Source organism: Pseudoalteromonas sp. RB2-MNA-CIBAN-0110, assembly GCF_040309305.1.
GTDB lineage: Bacteria > Pseudomonadota > Gammaproteobacteria > Enterobacterales > Alteromonadaceae > Pseudoalteromonas > Pseudoalteromonas arctica.
The window spans coordinates 216,104-238,238 of record NZ_JBEOOQ010000001.1; the positions used below are offsets into that span (position 1 = coordinate 216,104).

General features: G+C 37.5%; 18 protein-coding genes. 11 read left to right on the top strand and 7 right to left on the bottom strand.

Annotated features, from left to right (window positions below; translation table 11 throughout):
- Positions 1-97 precede the first annotated feature (97 nt).
- Positions 98-325 carry a hypothetical protein gene (locus AAEY68_RS00935; RefSeq protein ID WP_502935704.1) on the bottom strand — a complete coding sequence of 76 codons (228 nt, stop codon included), beginning with the start codon at positions 323-325 and terminating at the stop codon, positions 98-100.
- Positions 326-642: 317 nt separating this feature from the next.
- On the opposite strand from AAEY68_RS00935, the gene AAEY68_RS00940 reads away from it, so the two are divergent.
- Positions 643-2,025: a Na+/H+ antiporter NhaC family protein gene (locus tag AAEY68_RS00940; protein WP_350585355.1), complete on the top strand. Its 1,383-nt coding sequence runs from the start codon at positions 643-645 to the stop codon at positions 2,023-2,025.
- Positions 2,026-2,264: 239 nt separating this feature from the next.
- On the opposite strand, the gene AAEY68_RS00945 is transcribed toward AAEY68_RS00940, so the two are convergent.
- Positions 2,265-5,147, bottom strand: a complete 2,883-nt coding sequence (locus AAEY68_RS00945) for an insulinase family protein (RefSeq protein ID WP_024593148.1) — start codon at positions 5,145-5,147, stop codon at positions 2,265-2,267.
- 238 nt (positions 5,148-5,385) lie between these two features.
- Here AAEY68_RS00945 and AAEY68_RS00950 point away from each other — a divergent pair, with 238 nt between their 5' ends.
- Positions 5,386-5,802, top strand: a complete 417-nt coding sequence (locus tag AAEY68_RS00950; RefSeq protein WP_024593147.1) for an MAPEG family protein — start codon at positions 5,386-5,388, stop codon at positions 5,800-5,802.
- Between the two features lie 64 nt (positions 5,803-5,866).
- Here the strand turns inward: AAEY68_RS00950 and AAEY68_RS00955 are convergent, their stop codons facing one another.
- The gene (locus AAEY68_RS00955) at positions 5,867-6,607 is read right to left on the bottom strand and encodes a peptidylprolyl isomerase (protein WP_024593146.1); all 741 of its coding nucleotides are present in this window, start codon (positions 6,605-6,607) and stop codon (positions 5,867-5,869) included.
- Positions 6,608-6,855: 248 nt separating this feature from the next.
- On the opposite strand from AAEY68_RS00955, the gene AAEY68_RS00960 reads away from it, so the two are divergent.
- Positions 6,856-7,041: a hypothetical protein gene (locus AAEY68_RS00960; protein ID WP_024591811.1), complete on the top strand. Its 186-nt coding sequence runs from the start codon at positions 6,856-6,858 to the stop codon at positions 7,039-7,041.
- 87 nt (positions 7,042-7,128) lie between these two features.
- Positions 7,129-8,760, top strand: coding sequence for a bifunctional UDP-sugar hydrolase/5'-nucleotidase UshA (gene ushA / locus AAEY68_RS00965; protein ID WP_350585357.1), 1,632 nt, complete (start codon positions 7,129-7,131; stop codon positions 8,758-8,760).
- A 26-nt stretch (positions 8,761-8,786) separates the two neighbouring features.
- On the opposite strand, the gene AAEY68_RS00970 is transcribed toward ushA, so the two are convergent.
- Together AAEY68_RS00970 and AAEY68_RS00975 are read right to left on the bottom strand one after the other, a co-directional pair.
- Positions 8,787-9,731, bottom strand: a complete 945-nt coding sequence (locus tag AAEY68_RS00970) for a hypothetical protein (protein WP_350585358.1) — start codon at positions 9,729-9,731, stop codon at positions 8,787-8,789.
- The gene (locus tag AAEY68_RS00975; RefSeq protein WP_350585360.1) at positions 9,724-10,590 is read right to left on the bottom strand and encodes a type 2 periplasmic-binding domain-containing protein; all 867 of its coding nucleotides are present in this window, start codon (positions 10,588-10,590) and stop codon (positions 9,724-9,726) included. The genes AAEY68_RS00970 and AAEY68_RS00975 overlap by 8 nt, the downstream gene beginning before the upstream one ends.
- Before the next feature lie 251 nt (positions 10,591-10,841).
- Between AAEY68_RS00975 and AAEY68_RS00980 the strand changes: the two genes are divergently transcribed.
- From AAEY68_RS00980 to AAEY68_RS00990, 3 genes are all read left to right on the top strand, one after another.
- A complete protein-coding gene (locus AAEY68_RS00980; RefSeq protein ID WP_350585361.1) occupies positions 10,842-11,696 on the top strand; it encodes a S1/P1 nuclease in 855 nt (284 codons plus the stop codon).
- 43 nt (positions 11,697-11,739) lie between these two features.
- Positions 11,740-14,967, top strand: coding sequence for a TonB-dependent receptor (locus AAEY68_RS00985; RefSeq protein ID WP_350585362.1), 3,228 nt, complete (start codon positions 11,740-11,742; stop codon positions 14,965-14,967).
- Positions 14,968-15,308: 341 nt separating this feature from the next.
- The gene (locus AAEY68_RS00990) at positions 15,309-18,473 is read left to right on the top strand and encodes a TonB-dependent receptor (RefSeq protein WP_350585364.1); all 3,165 of its coding nucleotides are present in this window, start codon (positions 15,309-15,311) and stop codon (positions 18,471-18,473) included.
- Positions 18,474-18,523: 50 nt separating this feature from the next.
- Here AAEY68_RS00990 and AAEY68_RS00995 read toward each other — a convergent pair whose 3' ends face one another.
- Positions 18,524-18,955, bottom strand: a complete 432-nt coding sequence (locus AAEY68_RS00995) for a MarR family winged helix-turn-helix transcriptional regulator (protein ID WP_350585365.1) — start codon at positions 18,953-18,955, stop codon at positions 18,524-18,526.
- 152 nt (positions 18,956-19,107) lie between these two features.
- On the opposite strand from AAEY68_RS00995, the gene hmgA reads away from it, so the two are divergent.
- Both hmgA and maiA read left to right on the top strand, forming a co-directional pair.
- Entirely contained in the window at positions 19,108-20,409 is a 1,302-nt protein-coding gene (gene hmgA, locus AAEY68_RS01000) for a homogentisate 1,2-dioxygenase (protein WP_350585366.1), read from the top strand.
- A gap of 2 nt (positions 20,410-20,411) precedes the next feature.
- Positions 20,412-21,041 carry a maleylacetoacetate isomerase gene (gene maiA / locus AAEY68_RS01005; RefSeq protein ID WP_350585368.1) on the top strand — a complete coding sequence of 210 codons (630 nt, stop codon included), beginning with the start codon at positions 20,412-20,414 and terminating at the stop codon, positions 21,039-21,041.
- A gap of 11 nt (positions 21,042-21,052) precedes the next feature.
- On the opposite strand, the gene AAEY68_RS01010 is transcribed toward maiA, so the two are convergent.
- Positions 21,053-21,286, bottom strand: coding sequence for a TIGR02647 family protein (locus AAEY68_RS01010; RefSeq protein WP_007582405.1), 234 nt, complete (start codon positions 21,284-21,286; stop codon positions 21,053-21,055).
- Between the two features lie 138 nt (positions 21,287-21,424).
- Between AAEY68_RS01010 and AAEY68_RS01015 the strand changes: the two genes are divergently transcribed.
- Positions 21,425-21,727, top strand: a complete 303-nt coding sequence (locus tag AAEY68_RS01015; protein WP_008134362.1) for a DUF1496 domain-containing protein — start codon at positions 21,425-21,427, stop codon at positions 21,725-21,727.
- 54 nt (positions 21,728-21,781) lie between these two features.
- Positions 21,782-22,090, top strand: a complete 309-nt coding sequence (locus AAEY68_RS01020; protein WP_197180195.1) for a VF530 family protein — start codon at positions 21,782-21,784, stop codon at positions 22,088-22,090.
- The last annotated feature ends 45 nt before the right edge of the window (positions 22,091-22,135 follow it).

A 22,135-nucleotide genomic window follows, 5' to 3' on the forward strand; every position in this document is an offset into this window, starting at 1 on the left:
AGCAACAAAGAGTTAATTGCCCCTAGGTAGAACCCTTCGGGCAGCGCATGTTTGGCATTTATGCTGTGTTATCGCCTATTTATGGGGAATAACCACACTACATAGGCTCTGCCTTGCCTAAATACCAAACATACTGCTGCAAATTTAACCTCGAAAGATAAACAGGCCCTATAATATACGACTTGGCATCATCAAGGGTATAAATTGCTTTATCGCCAATGTGCTTTATAAAACTAGCCTGATTAACTAGCTTAAGTAAAACAGCTGCATCAAACTCATTTGCATGGCGCAACAACAGTCGATTTGTTTTAAATACTGCGTTCAATGTAAGTTCCTCTAAAAAACTTTGTTTTGCATGTAACTTTTTGTTGACTGAAATTAAAAAGCGGATTATTTTTGCGCCGATGTTTTTACAGGCACAACAATAGCGGTTTGCACTCCTTGCACCGTCTGGCGCCAAAGCCAACGCGTTTCATTTAAACAGCTATTTAACATAACTGTTTATGTGTCCCTCCCTCGCGTACAAAAGCAGTGACTTGGAAAATGATTTAACAACAAACTTATCATCTTCTTTGTTTTTGTATAAGCAGCTTGAAAATTAATTTAATTTTGATGCATGCTTTTAATTTTGTGAATACTTAAATGCTTGAACCTTCTGCGTTGAGTTTACTACCACCGTTAGTGGTGGTTGTATTGGCTGTTGTATTACGCCGCCCTATTTTATCTTTACTTATTGGTGCTTTAGTTGGTTTAGTTATAGCCGATCCTGCACAGGTACTTACTAACTTTGCGAGTACATCGCTAAAAGTAATGACAGACGAAACCATCGGCTGGCTAATACTTGTATGTGGTGGTTTTGGCGCTTTAATCGCACTGTTAGTGCGCACAGGTGGCGCATCAGCTTTTGGCAAGCTAGCCCTTAAATACACTAAAGGTAAGCGTTCATCGTTGTTTATGACCTTTTGTTTAGGTCTGGTTATTTTTATTGATGACTACTTAAATGCGCTTACTGTGGGTGAGACCATGAAACGCATTACCGATAAATTTAAAGTTAGCCGTGAGATGCTTGCCTATGTTGTAGACTCTACTGCTGCACCAATTTGTGTGCTTGTCCCTTTATCTACCTGGGCGGTATTTTTTAGTGGCTTATTGGTAGATAACGGTATTGCTGAAGAAGGCAAAGGTATTGCTGTTTATATTCAAGCTATTCCGTACATGTTTTACGCGTGGTTTGCAGTGCTTGTTGTTTTACTTGTTGTGTTGGGTGTTATTCCTGCGATTGGTCCAATGAAAAAAGCAGAACAAATGGCGCAAATTGAGCAAGCTCAAGTCGATCCAGCTCAATACAATAACGTTCAAACAGCAGATGAATACGCAGTAAAAGCAGCTGAAGAAAACTTTGAAGACGCTGATCCTAAAGGTAAATTACGTAACTTTTTGGTGCCGATTATTTTACTGGTTGCATTTACTGTTTACTTTGAAATTGACGTATACAAAGGCTTATTAGCAACAATGGCGGTCACTCTCCCATTTTATGCACTACAAAAATTAATCAGCGTAAGTGAAATGATTGAGCGCATGCTTGATGGCTTTAAAAGTATGATCCCCGCGATTGGTACTGTTATAGCGGCGTTTATATTTAAAGACGTATGCGACTTAATTGGTTTGCCTCAGTTTGTTATTGGTAGTTTAAGCCCTTATATGACCGCAGCATATTTACCAGCCGTGGTATTTATTTCAATGGCTATTTTAGCGTTTGCAACAGGGTCGAGTTGGGGTATTTTTGCTGTATCAATTCCGATTGTTATGCCACTGGCAAATGCGGTTGATGCAAACATACCACTGGTCATTGGAGCGCTATTATCGGCTTCTTCTTTTGGTAGCCAAGCGTGTTTTTACTCAGATTCAACGGTGCTCGCAGCGCAAGGCTCTGGTTGTAATTTAATGAGCCATGCCGTTACACAATTGCCTTACACGCTAATTGCTGCGGCATTAGCTGTTATAGGCTTTTTAATAATGGCTTAAATATTATACCAATCCGCAATAATACTTAATCATTTTGCGGGGCTAAACGAGTCGCTACCTGCGTTAAAAAATTTTCATTTAGAACAACTAAATAGCGAATTTTTTGCCTAGCTATCAACACGTTTTTCCATCCTCAAAATAGATCACTTAATTAAGCGAATTGGTATTATTAGTAAGATAAATAATAAACCCCAATGTAGCAATACATTGGGGTTTATTTTTAGCTGTATAAATAAAGCTTATTTTTGTAGTTTAATACCATTGTAATAGGCATCAAGCGTTGTGATTTTAGTTTGATTTGGTAAATCGGCAAAGTCACTTTCTATAAACTTAGTACCACGTAATTGCACATTTAAACGTGCCGCATTAGGATTAAGCATTGTTTGCTTGTAGTAGTCTTTTATATCTGCAAGCGTTACTTTTTCAACTTCATCAATCAGCTTTTGCTTAGAATCAAAGGTAAAGTTTTCACGGTACCAATCGTTTATAAGTGGGCTCATTTCGTCACTTAAATTTTTAGGCTGCTCTTTAAGCGATACTAGGGTTGAATTTTTAAGCTGCTCAAAAGTCTCTTCGCTCATGTTATCAAGTTCAACTGCGTATTCTTTTTTAAATTTATCAAAACGAGCTTGTATTTCTTTTGGTCCTTTAACTGGTGTTTGAATATACAAACCAATTGCTGAGTAATCTTCAATTGGGCGAGCTAAGGCACCTACTGCGTATGCAAGTTGCTCCTCAGTACGCATTTTATCAAACGCAACTGTTCTAAAGTGGCTTTGTAATACAGCCGCTTCTGCTTTTTGTTTGTAACCCGCAACAGGGTGAACGGTCATATCAACCACCGCTACATCAGCTACATCTATATCTTTTTGCAGTACCAGCGTTTCGCCCGGTTGAGGCAACCACGCTTTGCTGCGCGCAAATTCACTGCGTTTATGGTTGCTTGGTAGCGTTGCACTTAATTCGTCTGCAATCGCGTCTATATCTTGCTGATTGTAGTTACCGTAACTAAATACGCGTAAATCGTTTTGTGCAAACGTAGCTGTTTTTAATTGTGCTAAGTCGGCAACACTCACTGAGTCAGCGGCTTTAATAAGCGCGTCTGTATCAAAACCACCTGTACGCGTTAGTTTTGAATACTCGCCAAATGCTTGTGCATACGGAAACTGTTTTTGTTGGTTTAGTAAATTACGTTTAAAGCGATCAACTGCTTGGCTAAATGCTTGTGCTGTTTCATCGGCTTTTAATCCGGTTAAAGCTTGTTTAAGCAATACATCTTGTTTATCTGTAAAACCACTCATAGATAAAACAAGACCATTACTCGGCGCAAGGCTTACACTCATACCAGCGATTGCTGCTTCGGTACTTAACTGACTTTGTTGAATATTGTATAAATCAGCCCAAACAGAATAAAGTACTTCTGCTTTAATATCGTTCAAACCTGGTTGAGTATTTATATAAACTTCGACAAGCCCTTTTGGCTGTTCTGCAAATTTTTGACTTGCTTGGCGCCATACTTTTACACCATTTTTATCGTAAGCAAGTTCTGGGTGTTTTTGCTCTTTAAATGCTTGAGTTTTTATTGCAAAATTTTCAGGCAATAAATTGTTTACAGTTGGTAGTGCTAACTTAAATTCGCTTGGTTTTTTCCAGCTGGCAATTTCATCATCGCCAATATCACTAATGCGGTATTTGCCGTCGTAAAAGTGTAGTTGCGAGTCAGTCTCTTCTTGCTGCGATACATACCAAATACGAAGAGTATCGGCATTTAACTGCTCAAGTACTTTATTTACCGCATTAGCATCAAATTTTGCATAATAGTAAGGTGCATTAATAGCGTGATTTAACGGATAGTCTTGCATGCTTTGTGTAAGTGAGCTTACATAATTAAACTCATCACCTTTTTCTAAAAACTTAAACTGGTTATTTAGTGATGTACGAATTTCGTTGAAGTACTTGCTATCAACGCCCTCTTTTTTAATTAAATCGATGTACTGCATAATAGTCGCAACTATTTCGTCACGATTTTTCATGCCTTCATCTGTAAGCTCTGCGTTTACGTTTAATGACCCGTAATTACCATATTGATTTGGTGCAGCTGAAGCTGACAACTGAGATACCCACCCTTTGTCACGAAGCAGTTGCGCTGGGCTGCCCGGCATTTCATTACTTAGTAAATACGCTACAAATCGGTTTGGTTTAAGCGCGAATTCGCTATTATTATTAGCAATGGTGAAATCAAGTTGTAGCTGTTTTACATCTTCATTTGGTGCATAAAACACGCGTTTACCGCCAGCGTTATCAAAATCAAGCTTTGCAGTTACTGCTGGTTTTTCTATGTTTTTATTTTTTATATCAGCAAAGTATTTTTGTGCTTTTTGCTCCATTTCAGCAATAGATAAATTAGAAATAAGCGCTACTTTCATAACATTTGAAGAATAATATTTATTATAAAAATCAACCGTTTCTTTATGAAGCGAACTGTTTTCTTTATCACCAAGTGTTTCTAGATTACCAATTAAAAAGCGATTAGCTGGGTGATCGCCCATCATTTTACGCGCTAGTTTAAATTGACCAAAAAAGTCCATTTCGCGACGCATTGACCACTCTGCGTTTACTGCATTTTTTTCTTTGTCTGTGTATTCAGGGTATAACTTAGGTGCCTTAAAAAAGTCGGCAAAACGGTCTAGCCCTTCATCAAACGCGTCGTTATTAATTTTAAACATGTAATTAGTAATATCGAGCCAAGTATACGCATTGTGCGCGCCACCATTTTTGGTCATAAAATCAGAATACCCTTTTGTATCTGGGTAACGATCTGTGCCTAAAAACAGCATGTGTTCTAAATAATGCGCCATACCCTGTTGCGACATCGGGTCGTGTAGTAAACCTACACCTACACTTAGTGCCGCTGCTGACTTTTCAGCACCAGGATCAGACACTAAAATAACTTCAATGTCGTTTGCTAATTTAAGTGTTTTATATTCGCGGTTATCGTTAGGACTTACAACTAACGTGTCTGATAATAAAGAGGCCGGAGGCGCCACAGAAACCGAAGCTGTATTTGAACAACCACTTAAAACTGCAAGTGCGATAGCACTAAAACCAATAATCTTTTTCATTTTTGTTTTCCATTAAAAAGTATTGCGCAAAATAGCATGCGCCAATTCAAAGCAATATAGTTAAGCTAAACTAACATTTTCAATTAATAACTTTCTACAAAATAACGCTATTTTGTGTAACACATTGTGAAAAATGTCTTCATAATCGGCTATTAGTTGCGAGTCTGCCAACTTTCGAGATTAAAAATCATTCAATATCAAAAGATACACAAACTCTAAATAATAATAAGGAAAAACAATGGAAAAAATCATCATACTTGCCATGTTTGCACAAGTTACGCTTTCACTGGTTGTCATGCTCATTATGGGTAAAAGGCGCTTTGCAGCAGCTAAAAACAAACAATTAGATTTAAGCGATTTTAAAACAATGCAATTAGATAAGGCTGGCGACACTATTAGGGTTGCAGATAGAAACTTTTCAAATCAGTTTGAAATACCTGTGCTTTTTTACGCGGGGTGTTTACTTGCACTACAGCTAAATAGCGCCAGTACACTTGTGGCTATACTGGCCTGTTTATTTGTAGCAACACGTATTGTGCATAGTGTTATTCATTTAGGTGAAAATAACGTACGAGCACGTTTTAAAGTGTTTTTACTAGGTTGTGCTTGTGTGTTTTCAATTTGGCTTGCGATGGTTTGGCGAGTATTACTTTAAACAGCAAAGTTTAATAATAATGTGGGCGGCTGGTTTACGCCATCCACATTACCGTTAATTTTAATTATTTAGCACGTTTTAAACGAGGAACCGCAAGTAAAAAAGCACCTAAAAGCCAAATTAATCCGCCGCCAGAACTGCTACCTGAATCTGTTGATGTGTCAGAATCAATTAGCGTATTTTCAGTAACAGTAAGACCTGCGGCTGAATTAGGATCATCATCCATTACCGCCACGTTTTGAATAGTCACTAAATTAGCACTGCTAATTGTTACATCAGTGCTTGCACATTGTTCAGCAGTAATACCAACAACGGGTGTTTCACCACAGTGTACTAATGCTGCAATTTTATCTAACGTTGATTGGCTTGCTGCAGTAATTTGTCCAAACACAGTAAAGCCACTGTTTTGCGTATCAAGTGCTGCACTATTGTCTGTAATATTAAAAAACCACTGGCTTGTTGCGCTATTAGCATCACCCGATAGTTTAGCCATCGCAATGGTGCCCTTAACATTAGAAAAAACAGGCTCATTTTCTACAGCAGGCTTTGTGGTAATCGCATCTAGCGAGTCAGAAAATGTAAATCCTCCCCCTTGAATAACAAAGTTACTAACAGAGCGGTGAATTACTGTTTCGTTATATGAATCGTCTTGAACGTAACTTAAAAAATTTGCAACTGTTTTAGGTGTTTGTTGATCAAACAAGTTAATTTCTATGACACCTTGGCTCGTGTTCATTTCGACAATAGTGGCAGCACTTGTAAAGCTTGCTGCGGCGAGTACTGAGCCAAGTAAAAGTTTTTTCATGTTGTATTCCTGTTGTTATATTTTTAGATAATTGTTAATGCGTTAACACATTAATGCCATAGGCGATTAAAATCGATTCTAAAGTGCGAGTTGATACAAATTAGACCGTGTTGATAACAAATTAATTACATATACCATTACTTATATTCTTTTTAGCTATATAAATCTAATTATTTAAAATTAAATCATCTTAAGAGTATGGCTACTTTTTGTTACCTTTAAAAAACACAAAACAACAGGATCTTATAATGCCACACACTAAACATGCAATTTGCGACTTTGGTTTACACAAAGGCGAACCCTATACAAAACTGCCAGCAAGCTTTTTAACCTGGATGATAGGTACTAATCACCACAAGCGAGAGTATGCGAATACGGAGTTGAAGCGTCGTGAACGTGCTGCCACAAACCAATTAACAGCCCCTTCCAAATAAAATGTAAATAAGTACGTTTTTTTAGCATAGAACTAGTTTAAACTAGCTGCCTGATAAATTAAGTAGACCTTAATCCATAGGTATTTTATGCGTATAATTATTTTATTTTCGGTTATTTTTAGTGTACTCGGATGCACATCTCCTGCTCCTGAATCCGTGTTTAGCGCTACCCCGACTAAATATTTAACTGTTCTTCATACTAATGATAACCACGGGCGTTTTTGGCAAAACGAAAAAGGCGAATACGGTATGGCCGCTCGCAAAACGTTAATTGACTCTTTACGCAATAAAGCTCAAAAGCAAGGTCATGCAGTATTACTACTCTCTGGTGGTGATATAAATACAGGTATTCCTGAGTCAGACTTACAAAAAGCAGAGCCTGACTTTAAAGGAATGTCGCTGATTGGTTACGATGCAATGGCATTAGGTAATCACGAATTCGACAACCCTATTGATGTTTTAAAGCAACAGCAAAAATGGGTGAATTTCCCTTTCCTATCAGCCAATATATTTGAAAAAGAGTCAGGCGAGCATGCGTTTGATAGTTACAAAATATTCAAAAAAAATGAATTAACTATTGCTGTTATTGGTTTAACAACAACCGACACAGCTAAAATTGGTAATCCTCAATATATTGGGCATTTAGAGTTTAAAGACCCTGTTGACGTTACCGCAAAGCTAGCTAAAGAAATAAAAGCTAAATATAACCCAGACATTACCATTGCGCTGACTCATATGGGTCATTATGTTGATGCTAGCTTTGGTATTAACGCACCCGGTGATGTAACACTTGCTCGCTCACTTCCTGCAAACACGCTTGATATGATCATTGGCGGTCACTCACAAGAACCTGTGTGTATGAGTGATACAAATGTAAATGATGATAACTTTAAACCTGGCCTTGCCTGTAAACCAGACCAGCAAAACGGTACTTACATTATGCAAGCCCATGAATGGGGTAAGTATGTTGGTAAAGCTGAGTTTAAGCTTGAAGACGGAAAATTGACGTTACTAGACTACAAACTTATGCCTGTTAATTTGTATGTAGATAAAGTACAAGCTGATGGCTCTACTAAAGAAGTATTAGCAAACGAGTACATTAAACCAGACCCTAAACTTGAATCTTATTTAGCGGTATACCAAGCTAAAGGCGCTAAACAAATTGAAGGTACCATTGGTGAAGTAGATGCTCGCTTAGAAGGTGACAGAAACAAAGTTCGTTACCAACAAACAAACCTTGCACGTGTAATTATTCAAGCTCAAATGGATGTAGTAAATGCAGACTTTGGATTAATAAGTGGCGGTGGTATTCGCAGCTCAATAGAGGCAGGTAAAGTAAGCTATAAAGATATTTTAAAAGTACATCCCTTCAAAAATCGTATTACTTATATGGATTGGCAAGGGAGTGATTTATGGGACTATTTAAATACAGTAACGAGCTTCCCACCGGATGCAGGTGCTTATTTGCAGTATCATAAACTATCGTTTGAACGTAAAAATGGCCAGCTAGTTAATGTGGTTATTAATGGACAACCTTTGAATAAAAATAAAACGTACCGTATGAGTCTAAATAGCTATAACGCATCAGGCGGCGATGGCTATCCTACGCTTACAAATAAAAAAGGCTTTGTTAGTACAGACGAAACAGATGCTCAAGCACTTCAAGACTTTATATCAAAAAACAGCCCTCTTAAAACGGCTGAATTTACTCCCAAATAGCCTCTAATAATAGGAAAGTAACCTTGTTACTTTCCTATTATTTCAATACTGCCCTTTTTAATATTTGCCAGCCCATAACTATGCAGACGAGAGCGAGAACCCTCCCCGTATGCTTTAGGTGGGTAATATAACTCTTTTTCTTCAGGATACTCGCTGAGTACTTCATCTAATGCCGCACGTATTTCGCTCAGGGTTTTTTCTAGGCTATTATTAAAGTTAGGCCTTTTTCTAACCGTATGGCCGAGTTCGATCAACCTATAAAAATACTTGTTAGCAAGTTCTAGCAGTTCCCCTGGAACATCTTTATTATGACTAAGCGCTACATCATCGTTATTTGTACAATACTCTACAAGTGCTAAATAAAAGCACAATGGTTTATTGGCTAAACACATTTTTTGTTCTGTATTACAACTACTTGATAATGTTTTATCGTTAAGGTTAACAATAAGTATCAGCGGCGTAGGCTCTGCAATTGATTGATGCTGTGCATTATTAAACTGCTTATTGCTTTGTTTAATAAACGCAAATTTCACCCAAAAGCTAATCAACACACTTAATACTAAAAATATAAAATAGTAAATAAAATGGCTCAATGAAAAGTGGGTGTGCTTAACGCTAAATACAACTAGTACAAACCCGCTGTTTGTACTCAAACTACGTATTATTTGGCTGGGCTTTAGAGGTGTTACCATTTCGCTCTTGGGTGCAATAGTAACAACCCTAAGATCATTCGTATTAATGTGGCTATTTAAGGTTTTAATGTAGCTGTTAACCGCGTCTTTATTACCTGAGTGTTTAAGCAGCTCATTTGATAAATCAAGTAAGGGTAAATCTAGTGCTATTTGCCTTTCTATCTGCGTAACTTTTTGTTTAGCTACTTGCTGGCTTTTTTGAGTTACAGAAACATAAAAGACAGACGATAAAATAAAAAACAAACTTATAATAACAAGTAATTGCTTATACTTACTCATCACCAACCTCCTCTTTTAAGCCTACTAAGCTGGCGCCACAGCGCCAAAATGGCTGGACGTTTTGATAGTAATGCAAACTTTGATCTTTAGACATATCAAGTAAGTTTTCCTGAACTGCACACAACAAATCAGTATTGTTTTGCCGCATTTTTAAATACCATCTTGTTCCAGAAATATTATTACTCAATGGCGTAATATAGTTTTTTGAAAAACGTTTTTCGTCGCTCTCTTTCCAAAAAGAGGCAATAATATCTACTTTTCCGTCGGCGAGTAAATCACGTAATTCGTTATGAGAGCTAGCATAAGTGATTTTTAAATTGGCTAAATTAATATCCAACTCTTTAAACGTTTGCTTTGGTAAAATATGCCCTGATCGGCTGGTTGGATAATCAAGTAAACCTATGCGCTTATCTAAAAAGTATTGTTTGGTGATCCGTGGTTTTTCTTTAGAAGATATAAAAAAAGCCGTGTAGTCAGAAAAACCAACAACGGGCTGGTAGTTATATGTAGACTCTGCTTTAAAGGCTGCCATAATATTATTTTTAGCCAAAATTAAGTCAGCAATTCCTTTACCAACAAACTCAAAGCTGTCTGCCGTTCTATATCCCCAATACCCTTTTACAGAGCCATATTGCTTAGTCACTACGTTGTCAAAGCATAACTTTTTTGTTAATAACTTGGCTATTTTTTTTGATTGTGTAAAAACAATTAATTGCCCTTTGTTACTTGTTGCAGTTGTTTGACACTCTGTTGAGGTTTCAATCATAACTGGAAAATGCAAATCATCGTTGTATACACTAACTTGACCGCAAATCCACGTAACGACCAACAATAGAAACAAAAATGTAACAATTAACATTTTGTGCAACACGATATTTTTAAAATTCAAAGCAATGCTACTCAAAAAAAGATTATATAGTGCATTTGAACAATTTCGCTTACTTATTACAACAAGTAATTTTACCTGTTAAACATAAACTATTGATTTATATCAAATCTAAATAAGAAACTATGAATTTTAATAAGTCCTTCCTATCAACACGAAAAGTGAGGACAATTGACCGCATTAGCTTATAGCAACCCCATGAAATATTCATTTAGGAAGTTCTAATGCATAACAGTATAAAGTACTCGATATCCTCTGCACTTTTGGTTAGTGCGATATTCACAAGCACCGACTCACATGCTTGGGGTCAAAATGGCCATCGTATTGTAGGGCAGATTGCACAATCTCATATAAGCGAAACAACTAAAGCAGCAATTAAGCCTTATTTAGATGGCGAGTCACTAGCTCAAATATCAACGTGGCCTGATGAAATGCGATCTGCTCCTGGTGAATTTTGGCAAAAGAAGTCATCTCGTTGGCATTATATAAATGCAGCACCGGGTAAGTCTTTCAGCTTCAACCACGAACATACTAAAAACAAAGAATCTGTAAGTAATATCCTTGAAGGTATTCACTACTCAATGCAGACACTTACAGATACCAATAGCACGTTAGACGCTAAGCAATTCAGTTTACGTTTTTTAGTGCATTTAGTAGGTGATAGCCATCAGCCATTTCATGCAGGCAGAGGTGAAGACAGAGGTGGTAATCGTATAAAGGTTTCATTTTTTAATGAAGAAACAAATCTTCATAGCCTTTGGGATACAAAGCTAGTTGAAAACGAAAACTTGTCGTTCACTGAATACGCGCAATTTATTGATACAAATAACAGCGAGTTAATTGCTGAGTACTTACAAAGCTCACCTAAAACTTGGGTTGAAGAATCGCACAACTTAGCAACAAAAATTTATAAGTACACCAACGACGAAGTTGGATACAGCTACATTTATAACAATACGCCTATCGTAAAAACGCGCTTACAACAGGCGGGTATTCGATTAGCTGGATTATTAAATGCTTTATTTGACCCTTCTGCAAAAGAGTTAAAAACAGCACTAAAAATGACGACTGACAAATAAACTGTATTAAATTTATATAACCTACACACGGGAAATCAACATTATGACTAAGCTTCGCCTTTCGAAATTAACTGGAGCGGTAATTTTAGCGCTAGGTGTTTCTACAAGCGCAATGGCTGCTGATACTTCATCTGCAATGCGTGGTAAAATTACAACGCCTTCAGGTGGCAGTGCTGCAAACGTTAAAATTAAAGTAGTTCACCAACCAACGGGAACTATTAGCGAATTAACTACAAACGAAAGTGGTACGTTTATCGCTAATGGTTTACGTGTAGGTGGCCCTTACATGGTTATCATTGATTCTGATACGTTTAACGATACCACTGTTGAAAATATCTACTTGAACCTGGGTGAAACTTACCGTTTAAGCTCACAGCTTGCTCCGCGAAACATCGAAAAAATTGAAGTGTCTGGTTATAAAATTGTTCAACAATCAGGTGGCTCTAGCAGTACATTTGGCTCTGATACAATTGAAAACATGCCAAGCTTTAATCGTGACATTAAAGATATTGCGCGTTTAAACCCACTTGCGAGTATTAACGGTAATGGCGAGCTAACGTTTGCAGGTAGTAACCCTCGTTCAAATGGTTTAACTGTTGATGGCATCGGCCAAAACGATGATTTTGGTTTAAGTTACGGTGGTTACCCGACTTCACAGCCTCCAGTTGCACTTGATGCTATTGAACAAATTTCTGTTGATGTATCTCCTTTTTCAGCTTCTAAAGGTAACTTTGGCGGCGGTACTATTAATGCGGTAACAAAATCAGGTACGAACGAATTTAAGTTTTCTGGTTTTTATGAAACATCAACTCCTGATATTGCAGGCGATGTAGACAGTATTTCTCAAGTTTATACTGATGGCCGACCGGCTTTAGATGAAGATGGTCATCGTACATATGTTATTGAAAAAGTTGAGCCAATCCAAACTGAAAAACGCTATGGTTTTAACGTTGGCGGACCATTGATCGACGACACTTTGTTTTATTTTGTAAACTACAATAAATGGACAAGCGAACTTGATTTGGATTATGGTTTTGAAGGTTCAGGCGCAACGAATGAGTACGACGTAACAGAAGATAATTACAATAATTTTCTTAATATTTTAAGTAATGAATATGGATTAACTGACTCTTTAGGTGGAGATCCTAAAGATACAAACGAGTCACTACTTGTTAAGTTAAGCTGGAATATTAATGATGCCCACCGTCTAGATTTCACTTACCAATGGCAAGATGACAAAGACGAAACAAATGTTGGTACTGGCGGAAGCACTGTAAATTTAGCGTCAAGCCGTTACACTTACGCCACTAAATTTAATAATTTCGCGACTAAATTATACTCAGACTGGAATGAAAACTTCTCAACTGAAATTGGTATAGCTTATAAAGATGTTTCATCTAGAAGCTTAACAAATTCTGATATCGGTTACGTTAAAGTTGAAGAATACTATCGTGGTCCTGCTTACGAGTTTGGTACCGACGAATTCCGCCATGCAAATAGCGCATCAACTGAAAACTTAACACTCACGTTTGATGCAACTTATTTAATGGATGACCATGAGATTAACTTTGGTATGCAGTATGAGTCGTTAAACTTATACAACTTATTCGCTTCCAATTCATTAGGCTCTTGGGAGTTTGATAACTTTGAAGGCTTCGAAAACCGTGAAGTTGGTAACTACGACGGCACTTACGATTTTTCTTACAGTAACGCATTTACAAACAATCCAAATGACACTGCATACGATGCAACACGTAATCAATTAGCGCTTTACATTGAGGATACGTTTTACGTTGGTGACGATTTAGAAGTCACTGCAGGTATTCGCTATGAGCGTTTATCATCAGATGATAAACCAACACGTAATGAAAATTTTGTTAATGCTTACAGCGCATTATATGGAGTTGATGACTTCAATAACCAAGAAAACCTTGATGGCTTAGATATTTTCCTACCACGTATAGGCTTTAAATATTATGCAACTGAAGCATTAACCATCAACGGTGGCATAGGTCGCTTCCAAGGTGGCATTCCAAATGTTTGGTATAACAACTCATTCCAAAATGATGGTATTACAATTGTTGAACCGACAGAAAACTTCGTTAACAACTATTATGCAAACAACCAAGCTGATATTACACAAGTGCCTGACGCAATTAAAAATTCGTTAGTGCAAGGTACTGGTAGTACAAACTACATTGACCCTGACTTTAAATTACCTTCAAGTATTCGTGCTCAAGTTGGTTTTGAATATGAGTTTGACTCAGAATTGCTTGGCGATGGATTTAAATGGCAAGCTGAAATTGCTTACCATAAGAAAGAGAACGAAGCTGTATGGCATAACACGGCTATCCAACCTGTTGGTTTAGCTGCCGATGGTGAGCGTGTAATCAACGAAAGTATTTATAGCGGTGACATTGCTCAAAACTTTGATATTGCAATGACTAACTCATCTAACGATGGCCGTTCAATTATTATCTCAACGGGTCTTGCAAAAGAGTTCGAAAATGGTCTTTACGTTTCAGCAAGCTACGCACACCAAGACGTAACTGAAGCATCTTCTGGTTCATCTTCACGTGCACAAAGTAATTATCAGTACAACATAACACGTAATCGCAATGAAGATTTTGCTGACCGTGGCTCTTATGAAGTAGAGCACAGCTTTAAAGTTAATTTAGCGTATAACACTGAATTCTTTAGTGGCTACGCAACTAAGTTTAACGTATTTTTTGAACGTCGTTCGGGTCGCCCTTTTAGCTACACTATGGGTATGTACCAAGAGCGCGGCCTAGGTGATACTAAAGATTTTGATAGTAGCTCAGCTTACTTAGCTTATATACCTACAGGTGCTGATGATCCAAATGTAAACTGGGATGAGTCTGGTTTATCTTGGAATGAATTAGAAACGCTTCTAAATCGTGCTGGTATATCAGAGCGTGGTGAAATTTTAGGTCGTAACTCAGGAACTCAACCTTGGGTAACTACTATGGATGTAAGTATCAAACAAGAAATACCTGGCTTTGCTGAAGGTCACAGTGGTGAAATTTACTTCATGGTTGATAACTTTGCAAACTTATTAAATAGCGATTGGGGTGTTGAAAAACGTTTAGGTTTTTCTGACCAAGCTGTATATGACTTTGAAGGTCTGGATGCTGAAGGTCGTTACAAAATTGACCCTCGACACGACGGTGCTGACGTTCGTAACTATAGCCAGTATGTAACTAGTTCTTCTGCATGGCAGGCTAAAATTGGTATTAGCTACAAGTTTTAAGTCTTAAAACTGCATCAATAACTTGTTAAGTTATTTGTAAGTTACAATAAACCCATTGCAGATTTGTAATGGGTTTTTTATATTCACCCCTACAATTTCACATGTTTGTCATAAAGCCCACGTAATATATACCCCGATATAGAGTTATTGCTCGAAAAAACACTCAAATAGACAAAAATAGTACTATTTATTAAAAATATATTGCAGTTGTATTTTATTTGTAACGAATAAATAAGGTACACTAGTAACGGATTTTGAATAAATGAACTTCAACTGTTTATTTTGAAAAATTTTAAAATAAAAATATAAAAATTTAATTAATAACTACACGGGAAAATTAAATGAAAACTCAACTTCGCAAAACAGCTCTTTCACTTGCTATCGCAGCATGTGTTGGTGTGAGTGGTGGCGTATTCGCTAGTGACACAACGTCATCAGTTAAAGGGCAAATCTCTGGCCCTAACGGTAATCCTGCAGCAAATACTAAGCTAATATTAGTTCATGAGCCAACAGGTACCCGCAGAGTAGTAACAACAAACGATACAGGTACATACAATGCCACAGGCCTTCGTGTAGGTGGTCCTTACAAAATAATTATTGATTCTGATGTTTACCGAGATGTTCAAATTGAAGATGTTTATCTTTCACTTGGCGAAACTAGACAGCTAGATCAACAACTATCTAGTAACAGCATGGAATCTATTGTTGTAACTGGCTCCCCAGTTCTATTCAATTCATCTGCAAATGACTCTTACTTTGGACAAGAAGCAATAACTACAACACCTAGTATAGGTCGTGATATAAAAGATATTGTTAGAAACAATCCTCTGGTTGTAATTCAGCCTGGTAGCGAAAGTTCAATGACGATCGCTGGGTCGAATCCTCGCACAAATTCAATAACTATTGACGGCATCCCACTAAATGATGATTTTGGTCTAAATGGCAATGGCTACCCTACTCAACGTAATCCTTTCCCTCTAGATGCACTAGATCAAGTTTCAGTATCTGTTGCTCCAATTAATGCAAAATCAAGTGGATTTACTGGTGGTAACGTAGATGCCGTATTCAAATCAGGTACTAATGAACTGCACGGCAGTGTTTTTTATGAAAAATTAAGCAGCGATTGGGCCGGCTCTCCAAAAGATGCTTCTGGTGAAAAGCTTGAATTAGATTTTGAAGAAAAAAACTATGGCGCGTCTTTTGGTGCTCCAATAATTGAAGATAAGTTGTTTATTTTTGCTGCTTATGAAAAATTTGAATCACCGCAACAATTAGAATATGGCGTAGCTGGTTCAAATGTTGGAACAAATAAAACAACTGTAACTACTGCCGATTTAGAGGCAGTTAGAGCCATAGCTAATGATGTATATGGTATTAGTGATATTGGTGAATCAGATGTACAACCTCAGTTAAATGATGAAAAGTACATTGCAAAAATTGATTGGAATATCAATGATTACCATCGTGCTAATTTCGTATATATGCACAGTGAAGGTAATAGCACTCGTAACATGACTAATGGTAATACAGAATTAAGATTGAGTACCCAGTGGTACAACAACGCTCAAAAATTAGACAACTTCAGTTCGACTTTATATTCAGATTGGACTGACGAATTCTCAACGCAAATTAGCGTAACTCAAAAGTCAGTTGAAACTGGTGCTATATCTCTTGGTAATTCATCTAATCTAGGCGATATTACGATTGAAAACCTTGATGAAGATGGTGATGGTGAAGAAGGTGCTATTGCATTTGGCTCTGATGAATTCCGTCATTCCAACACTCTAGAAAACGACTTGTTTACAGTTAAGTTCGATGGTACATACCTTTTAGATGAACACACTATAGAGTTTGGTATCAAATATGATGTACTAGATATTGAGAATCAATTTTTACCTGGTTCAAAAGGTGTTATCTCATTTAATAGTTTACAAGATTTTAATGACCAAATAGCATCTGAATATAGTTATAGTAATGGTACTGGTAATAATCCTGCAGCTGTAATTGCTAAGTTTTCACGAAATGATATCGCTTTATATGTAAATGATACATGGGATTACAGTGACGACTTAATATTGTCTGCTGGCTTACGTTATGAGCGTTTGGGCTCTGACGATAAACCGATTTACAACGCAGGTTTAGAAACTCGTACTGGTTTTAGTAATACAAACAACCTAGATGGCGTAGATATAATACTACCTCGCGTTGGTTTTACTTATACACTCAATGAAGATGTAACCATAAGAGGTAGTGCTGGTCGCTATGCTGGTGGCAACCCTAACGTTTGGATATCTAACTCTTACTCGAACGATGGTATTAGTAGTCAGTCTTATTCAGGCCGTGACATCCCTATACCTACTAATGCATTAAATAATCCTATTGATGCTGCCATAGCAGCAGTAGATTCAGGTACGGAAGGTTCTCCGTCAAACTTCATTGACCCTGATTTTGAAATCCCTTCACAGTGGACATTCATGTTAAACAGTGATGTTAATTTAGATATTCCATACCTTGGTGAAGGTTTTGCTTGGACAACTACAGCTATTTATACTAAAAAGGAAAATAGCGCTGAATGGATTAATGCTGCTATATTAGACAACGATTCTGTAGTTGGTAGCACGATCGACGGCGCATTACCTTTCTATAATACATCTGACCTTGAGATAATGTTAACAAATGCTGATGACGATGGCAGATCTGTTATCTTAAGTACTGGTATATCTAAGTCTTGGGATAACGGCTTCAAGTTTGATGCGTCTTATACAAACCAAGACATTACAGATGGTAACCCTGGGAGTTCATCAACAGCACGTAGTAACTACCGCTTTGGTCATTTTGGAGACCATCAAGAAACTCAAGTTGGTGTTTCACCTTATGAAACTGAGCACAGATTTGTAATCAATCTAGGGTATACAGCTGAATTAATTGAAAATTATAAAACCAAATTTAACTTATTTATTGAACGTAATTCTGGTTCAGCTTATAGCCAGCTAGTAAGTTTAGAGAACTTAACTGGTGGACGTTTCTTTGACCAAGACTTAATTCAACCTTCTGGTGGCACAACATATGGCGGCAACTACTTACCTTATGTTCCAACAGCAAATGATCCAAATGTGATTTATGCTGATGGTGTTAGCGAAGCTGAAGTTTTAGCTCATTTTGATAGTCTAGGGCTTTCAGGTTCTGCTGGCGGTTTTGCTGATAGAAGCCAAGGAAAAACACCTTGGGTGACTACAATGGATTTGTATGTATCACAAGAAATCCCTGGTTTTGCAGATGATCATCGTGGCGAGTTTTATTTCGTTATAGATAACTTATTAAACTTAATTGATTCATCTAAAGGTAAGGTTTACCGCCAGAATAACAACTCAAGAGATGTTGTTGAGATGGATATTGACCAAGCTACTGGTAAATACATCATTGGTAACCCTATAAATGATGACTTTACTTTTGAAGCGGAAGATTCAACTTACAAAATTAAAGTAGGTGTTCGTTACACTTTCTAATTTAGCTTATTAAATTAGTTAATATTTAAAAGCCCACTTTGTGGGCTTTTTTATGCCTTTAATTTGTTATTTAACTTTTCAAAAATACTCACTAACACTTCGTATTCCTCGTTGGTTAAAGTGCTCAGTAATTGTTTTTCCCAATTAAGTGCATCGGGTGCTATTTGCTCATATAAGTTTTGCCCTGCTTTGCTCAGTACAAGTAAGGCCGCGCGTTTGTCTTGCTCATTTAACTCACTTCTCACTAAACCTTTATCTATTAAAACTTTTACCGCTCGCGACACGGTCGATTTATCCATATTTGCTTGTCTGCATAACTCTTTTGCATTGCTTTGCCCATACTGCGCTAAATTAGCAAGTATTCGCCACTGAGGAATATTTAAACCGTATTTAGTTTGATAAACCTCTGCAAAGTCGTTACTTACGCGTGTTGCTATATTTGTTAATTGATAGGGTAAAAACGTTGCTAAATCAATTTTCATTTTTGGTTATCCCTGCTTTATTGGGTTTACTTTGGTGTTCATTAATATTTACGCAGGTGCGCAGTTGCACATTTGATATTAGTCTCACTTGAGAGTATCTTAACTGAAATAAAAATAATATTAAACCAACCCCCCTCTCACAGGAGTCAGTAATGGCGACACAATTAAGTTATATGACAGGTTTTGGTAATGAATTTGAAACACAAGCGCTACCCGGTGCATTACCGATAGGACAATTTAGCCCACAAAAGGTTAAATACGATTTATACACTGAGCAATTTAGTTCGACTGCATTTACGGCTCCTCGTGCTGCAAATCGTCGCACTTGGTTTTACCGCCTTCGTCCTTCGGTAGTGCAAGGTGATTACCAAGCAATTGATAACGGCTTAATAAGAACAGCCCCAATTACTGAAGCCGTAACACCACCAACAATGCTACGCTGGAACCCTATAGATATGCCTTCAGAGCCTACTGACTTTATTGACGGGTTAGTAACGATGGCAGCTAATGGCAGTGCTAATGGGCAATCGGGTATTGGCATTCATGTATATGTCGCTAATCAGTCAATGCAAGGGCGTTACTTTTGCAATGCCGATGGCGAAATGTTGTTTGTCCCTCAGCAAGGTGAGCTATTACTGCATACCGAGTGCGGTAAGTTAAGCATTAAACCTGGTGAAATTGCTGTAATTCCCAGAGGAATTAAGTTCGCTGTTGATTTAATTGACGATACCGCGCGTGGTTATATTTGTGAAAATTATGGTCATGCGTTAGAGCTTGCAGAACGAGGCCCAGTGGGTGCTAATGGCTACGCTAACGACAGAGACTTTCAATACCCCGTTGCTGCCTTTGAAGATAAAGAAGGTGACTTTGAGCTTGTTTCTAAATTTAACGGTAATTTATTTAGCTGTGAAATAAAGCACTCCCCTTTTGATGTAGTTGCATGGACGGGTAATAGCTCACCCTATAAATACGACTTATCGCGTTTTAATGTAATGAATACAGTGAGCTTTGATCACCCCGACCCTTCCATATTCACTGTGCTAACCTCTCCTTCTGCTACTGAGGGTATGGCAAATGTCGATTTTGTGATATTTCCACCGCGTTGGATGGTAGCCGAAAATACATTCCGCCCGCCTTATTATCACCGCAATATTATGAGTGAATTTATGGGCTTGATTGAGGGTGTGTATGATGCAAAAGAGCACGGCTTTGTACCTGGTGGCGCAAGTTTACATAATTGTATGTCGCCACATGGACCTGAAGCCGACGTATTTGAAAAAGCCTCAAACGCAGAGCTTACACCACAAAAATACGAAAACACTTTGGCCTTTATGTTTGAGTCGCGCTATATAATTTCACCAACAAAATATGCATTAGAAGGCAAAGATCGCCAACCAAATTACACCGATTGCTGGCGTACTATTAAAAAACAATTTACAGGTTCACAGGATTAATTATGAAATTATACAGCTACTTTCGCTCATCAGCGGCTTATAGAGTGCGTATAGCGCTTAACTTAAAAGCAATTGATCATGAACTTGCTATTGTTAACCTTTTAAAATCGGAGCAACTAGGGGAAGAATACTTAGCAACTAATCCGCAAGGCTTACTCCCTGCACTTGAAACCGATAATGGTGTATTAGCACAATCGCTTGCAATACTGGAATGGCTTGATGAAACTTATCCGCAATCGCCATTAATTACAGGAACTGCGTGGCAAAAAGCACAAATAAGAAACTTAAGCTTTGCCATTGCCTGCGATATTCATCCTGTTAATAATTTACGCGTGCTGAAGTATTTATCGAACGAATTAGGTATTGATGACGAGGCTAAAAATAAATGGTATCGACATTGGATAGAAGTGAGTTTTGAAAAAATAGAACTGATGCTAAACGAAAATGACGACTACTGTTTTGGTAACCAACCAACACTTGCTGACATTTGTTTAGTGCCGCAAGTATTTAATGCAATTCGTTTTAACGTAGATATGAGCGCTTACCCAAAAATTGCAGCTATTTACGAGCATTGTAATAAATTAGCTGCATTTAATGATGCTGCACCGCAAAATCAACCCGATGCAAATTAAGCTAATTTAGATTAACTTTGTAGCGCGCTATGAATAACCGTAATGTGCTCAATTAAATCTAAGCCCAGATCAGTTAAATACCCGCCATCTGGGCTATCTATGATCCCTTTTTCGAATAAGCGTTGCGCTGCACTAAGCAAGCTTGGCTCTGCGTCTGAATGTAATTTAATACCCTGCATTTTGCTGTCGCGAGGAAACTTTGCTAATAGTGTGAATTCTTCGATCATTGTTTGATTAAATTGCATTGTGTGCACCTTTTTATTTGAATCTAAGTTGTTCTGTGAGTAACTAAGTTTATAATTAAAATCACTTTGTGTACTTTACACTAGCACGTTTTTTAGCTTAATGTATTATTTTTAACCCTCCCTATTTAAAGGCCTCTAATGCGTAACTTTTTAATTCTATGCTTTTGTTTTAGCAGCTTATCGTATTCAATACTTAGTGAAGCTACAACCCTTAAAACCCATTCAATTATTGATGCAAACCAGTTTGTAAATGAAGAATCAAACTGTTGGTACGACAACAAACGCTACAGCGAAGGCGCATTAATACAAATTCACTCATTTACACTTTTGTGCGGTGCTAAAACACCCCAGCACAGTAACAGCCAACTCATTTGGCTTAAAATAGATAAACAAGGTAATGCTATTTACCCAACAGCTCCTAAAACAATCACTGTGAATTAGCGCTAAAAGCTGATTTGAGCTACAATGCACGCAGTTTAAATAAGTAGTATGGCTATGGATAATCAACCTAAAAACCCTTTACATGGGGTAACGTTAGAACAAATACTTGTTGAGTTAGAACAGCGACTTGGCTGGAGAACACTTGGCGAGCAAGTAAAAATTAAATGTTTTACTGATCAACCGAGCATTAAATCGAGTTTAAAGTTTTTGCGTAAAACACCTTGGGCTCGCGATAAAGTGGAAGCACTTTATATTCACACTATAAATAATAGACCTATTCGTAGACCAAAAAGTGCACCAAGAGAAACATCTTCTCAAGCACCGGATACAACAGGGTTTGTTTGGCCATCAATTAAAAAATGATGTAAAAAAAGGAGCTATTTCAGCTCCTTTTTTGATTGCAATTAG

Excerpts from the sequence above, each read along its gene's own strand:
- AAEY68_RS00940 (WP_350585355.1), top strand. The coding sequence starts at position 643 with ATGCTTGAACCTTCTGCGTTGAGTTTACTACCACCGTTAGTGGTGGTT.
- AAEY68_RS00945 (WP_024593148.1), bottom strand. The coding sequence starts at position 5,147 with ATGAAAAAGATTATTGGTTTTAGTGCTATCGCACTTGCAGTTTTAAGT.
- AAEY68_RS00950 (WP_024593147.1), top strand. The coding sequence starts at position 5,386 with ATGGAAAAAATCATCATACTTGCCATGTTTGCACAAGTTACGCTTTCA.
- AAEY68_RS00955 (WP_024593146.1), bottom strand. The coding sequence starts at position 6,607 with ATGAAAAAACTTTTACTTGGCTCAGTACTCGCCGCAGCAAGCTTTACA.
- AAEY68_RS00960 (WP_024591811.1), top strand. The coding sequence starts at position 6,856 with ATGCCACACACTAAACATGCAATTTGCGACTTTGGTTTACACAAAGGC.
- ushA (WP_350585357.1), top strand. The coding sequence starts at position 7,129 with ATGCGTATAATTATTTTATTTTCGGTTATTTTTAGTGTACTCGGATGC.
- AAEY68_RS00970 (WP_350585358.1), bottom strand. The coding sequence starts at position 9,731 with ATGAGTAAGTATAAGCAATTACTTGTTATTATAAGTTTGTTTTTTATT.
- AAEY68_RS00975 (WP_350585360.1), bottom strand. The coding sequence starts at position 10,590 with ATGTTAATTGTTACATTTTTGTTTCTATTGTTGGTCGTTACGTGGATT.
- AAEY68_RS00980 (WP_350585361.1), top strand. The coding sequence starts at position 10,842 with ATGCATAACAGTATAAAGTACTCGATATCCTCTGCACTTTTGGTTAGT.
- AAEY68_RS00985 (WP_350585362.1), top strand. The coding sequence starts at position 11,740 with ATGACTAAGCTTCGCCTTTCGAAATTAACTGGAGCGGTAATTTTAGCG.
- AAEY68_RS00990 (WP_350585364.1), top strand. The coding sequence starts at position 15,309 with ATGAAAACTCAACTTCGCAAAACAGCTCTTTCACTTGCTATCGCAGCA.
- AAEY68_RS00995 (WP_350585365.1), bottom strand. The coding sequence starts at position 18,955 with ATGAAAATTGATTTAGCAACGTTTTTACCCTATCAATTAACAAATATA.
- hmgA (WP_350585366.1), top strand. The coding sequence starts at position 19,108 with ATGGCGACACAATTAAGTTATATGACAGGTTTTGGTAATGAATTTGAA.
- maiA (WP_350585368.1), top strand. The coding sequence starts at position 20,412 with ATGAAATTATACAGCTACTTTCGCTCATCAGCGGCTTATAGAGTGCGT.
- AAEY68_RS01010 (WP_007582405.1), bottom strand. The coding sequence starts at position 21,286 with ATGCAATTTAATCAAACAATGATCGAAGAATTCACACTATTAGCAAAG.
- AAEY68_RS01015 (WP_008134362.1), top strand. The coding sequence starts at position 21,425 with ATGCGTAACTTTTTAATTCTATGCTTTTGTTTTAGCAGCTTATCGTAT.
- AAEY68_RS01020 (WP_197180195.1), top strand. The coding sequence starts at position 21,782 with ATGGATAATCAACCTAAAAACCCTTTACATGGGGTAACGTTAGAACAA.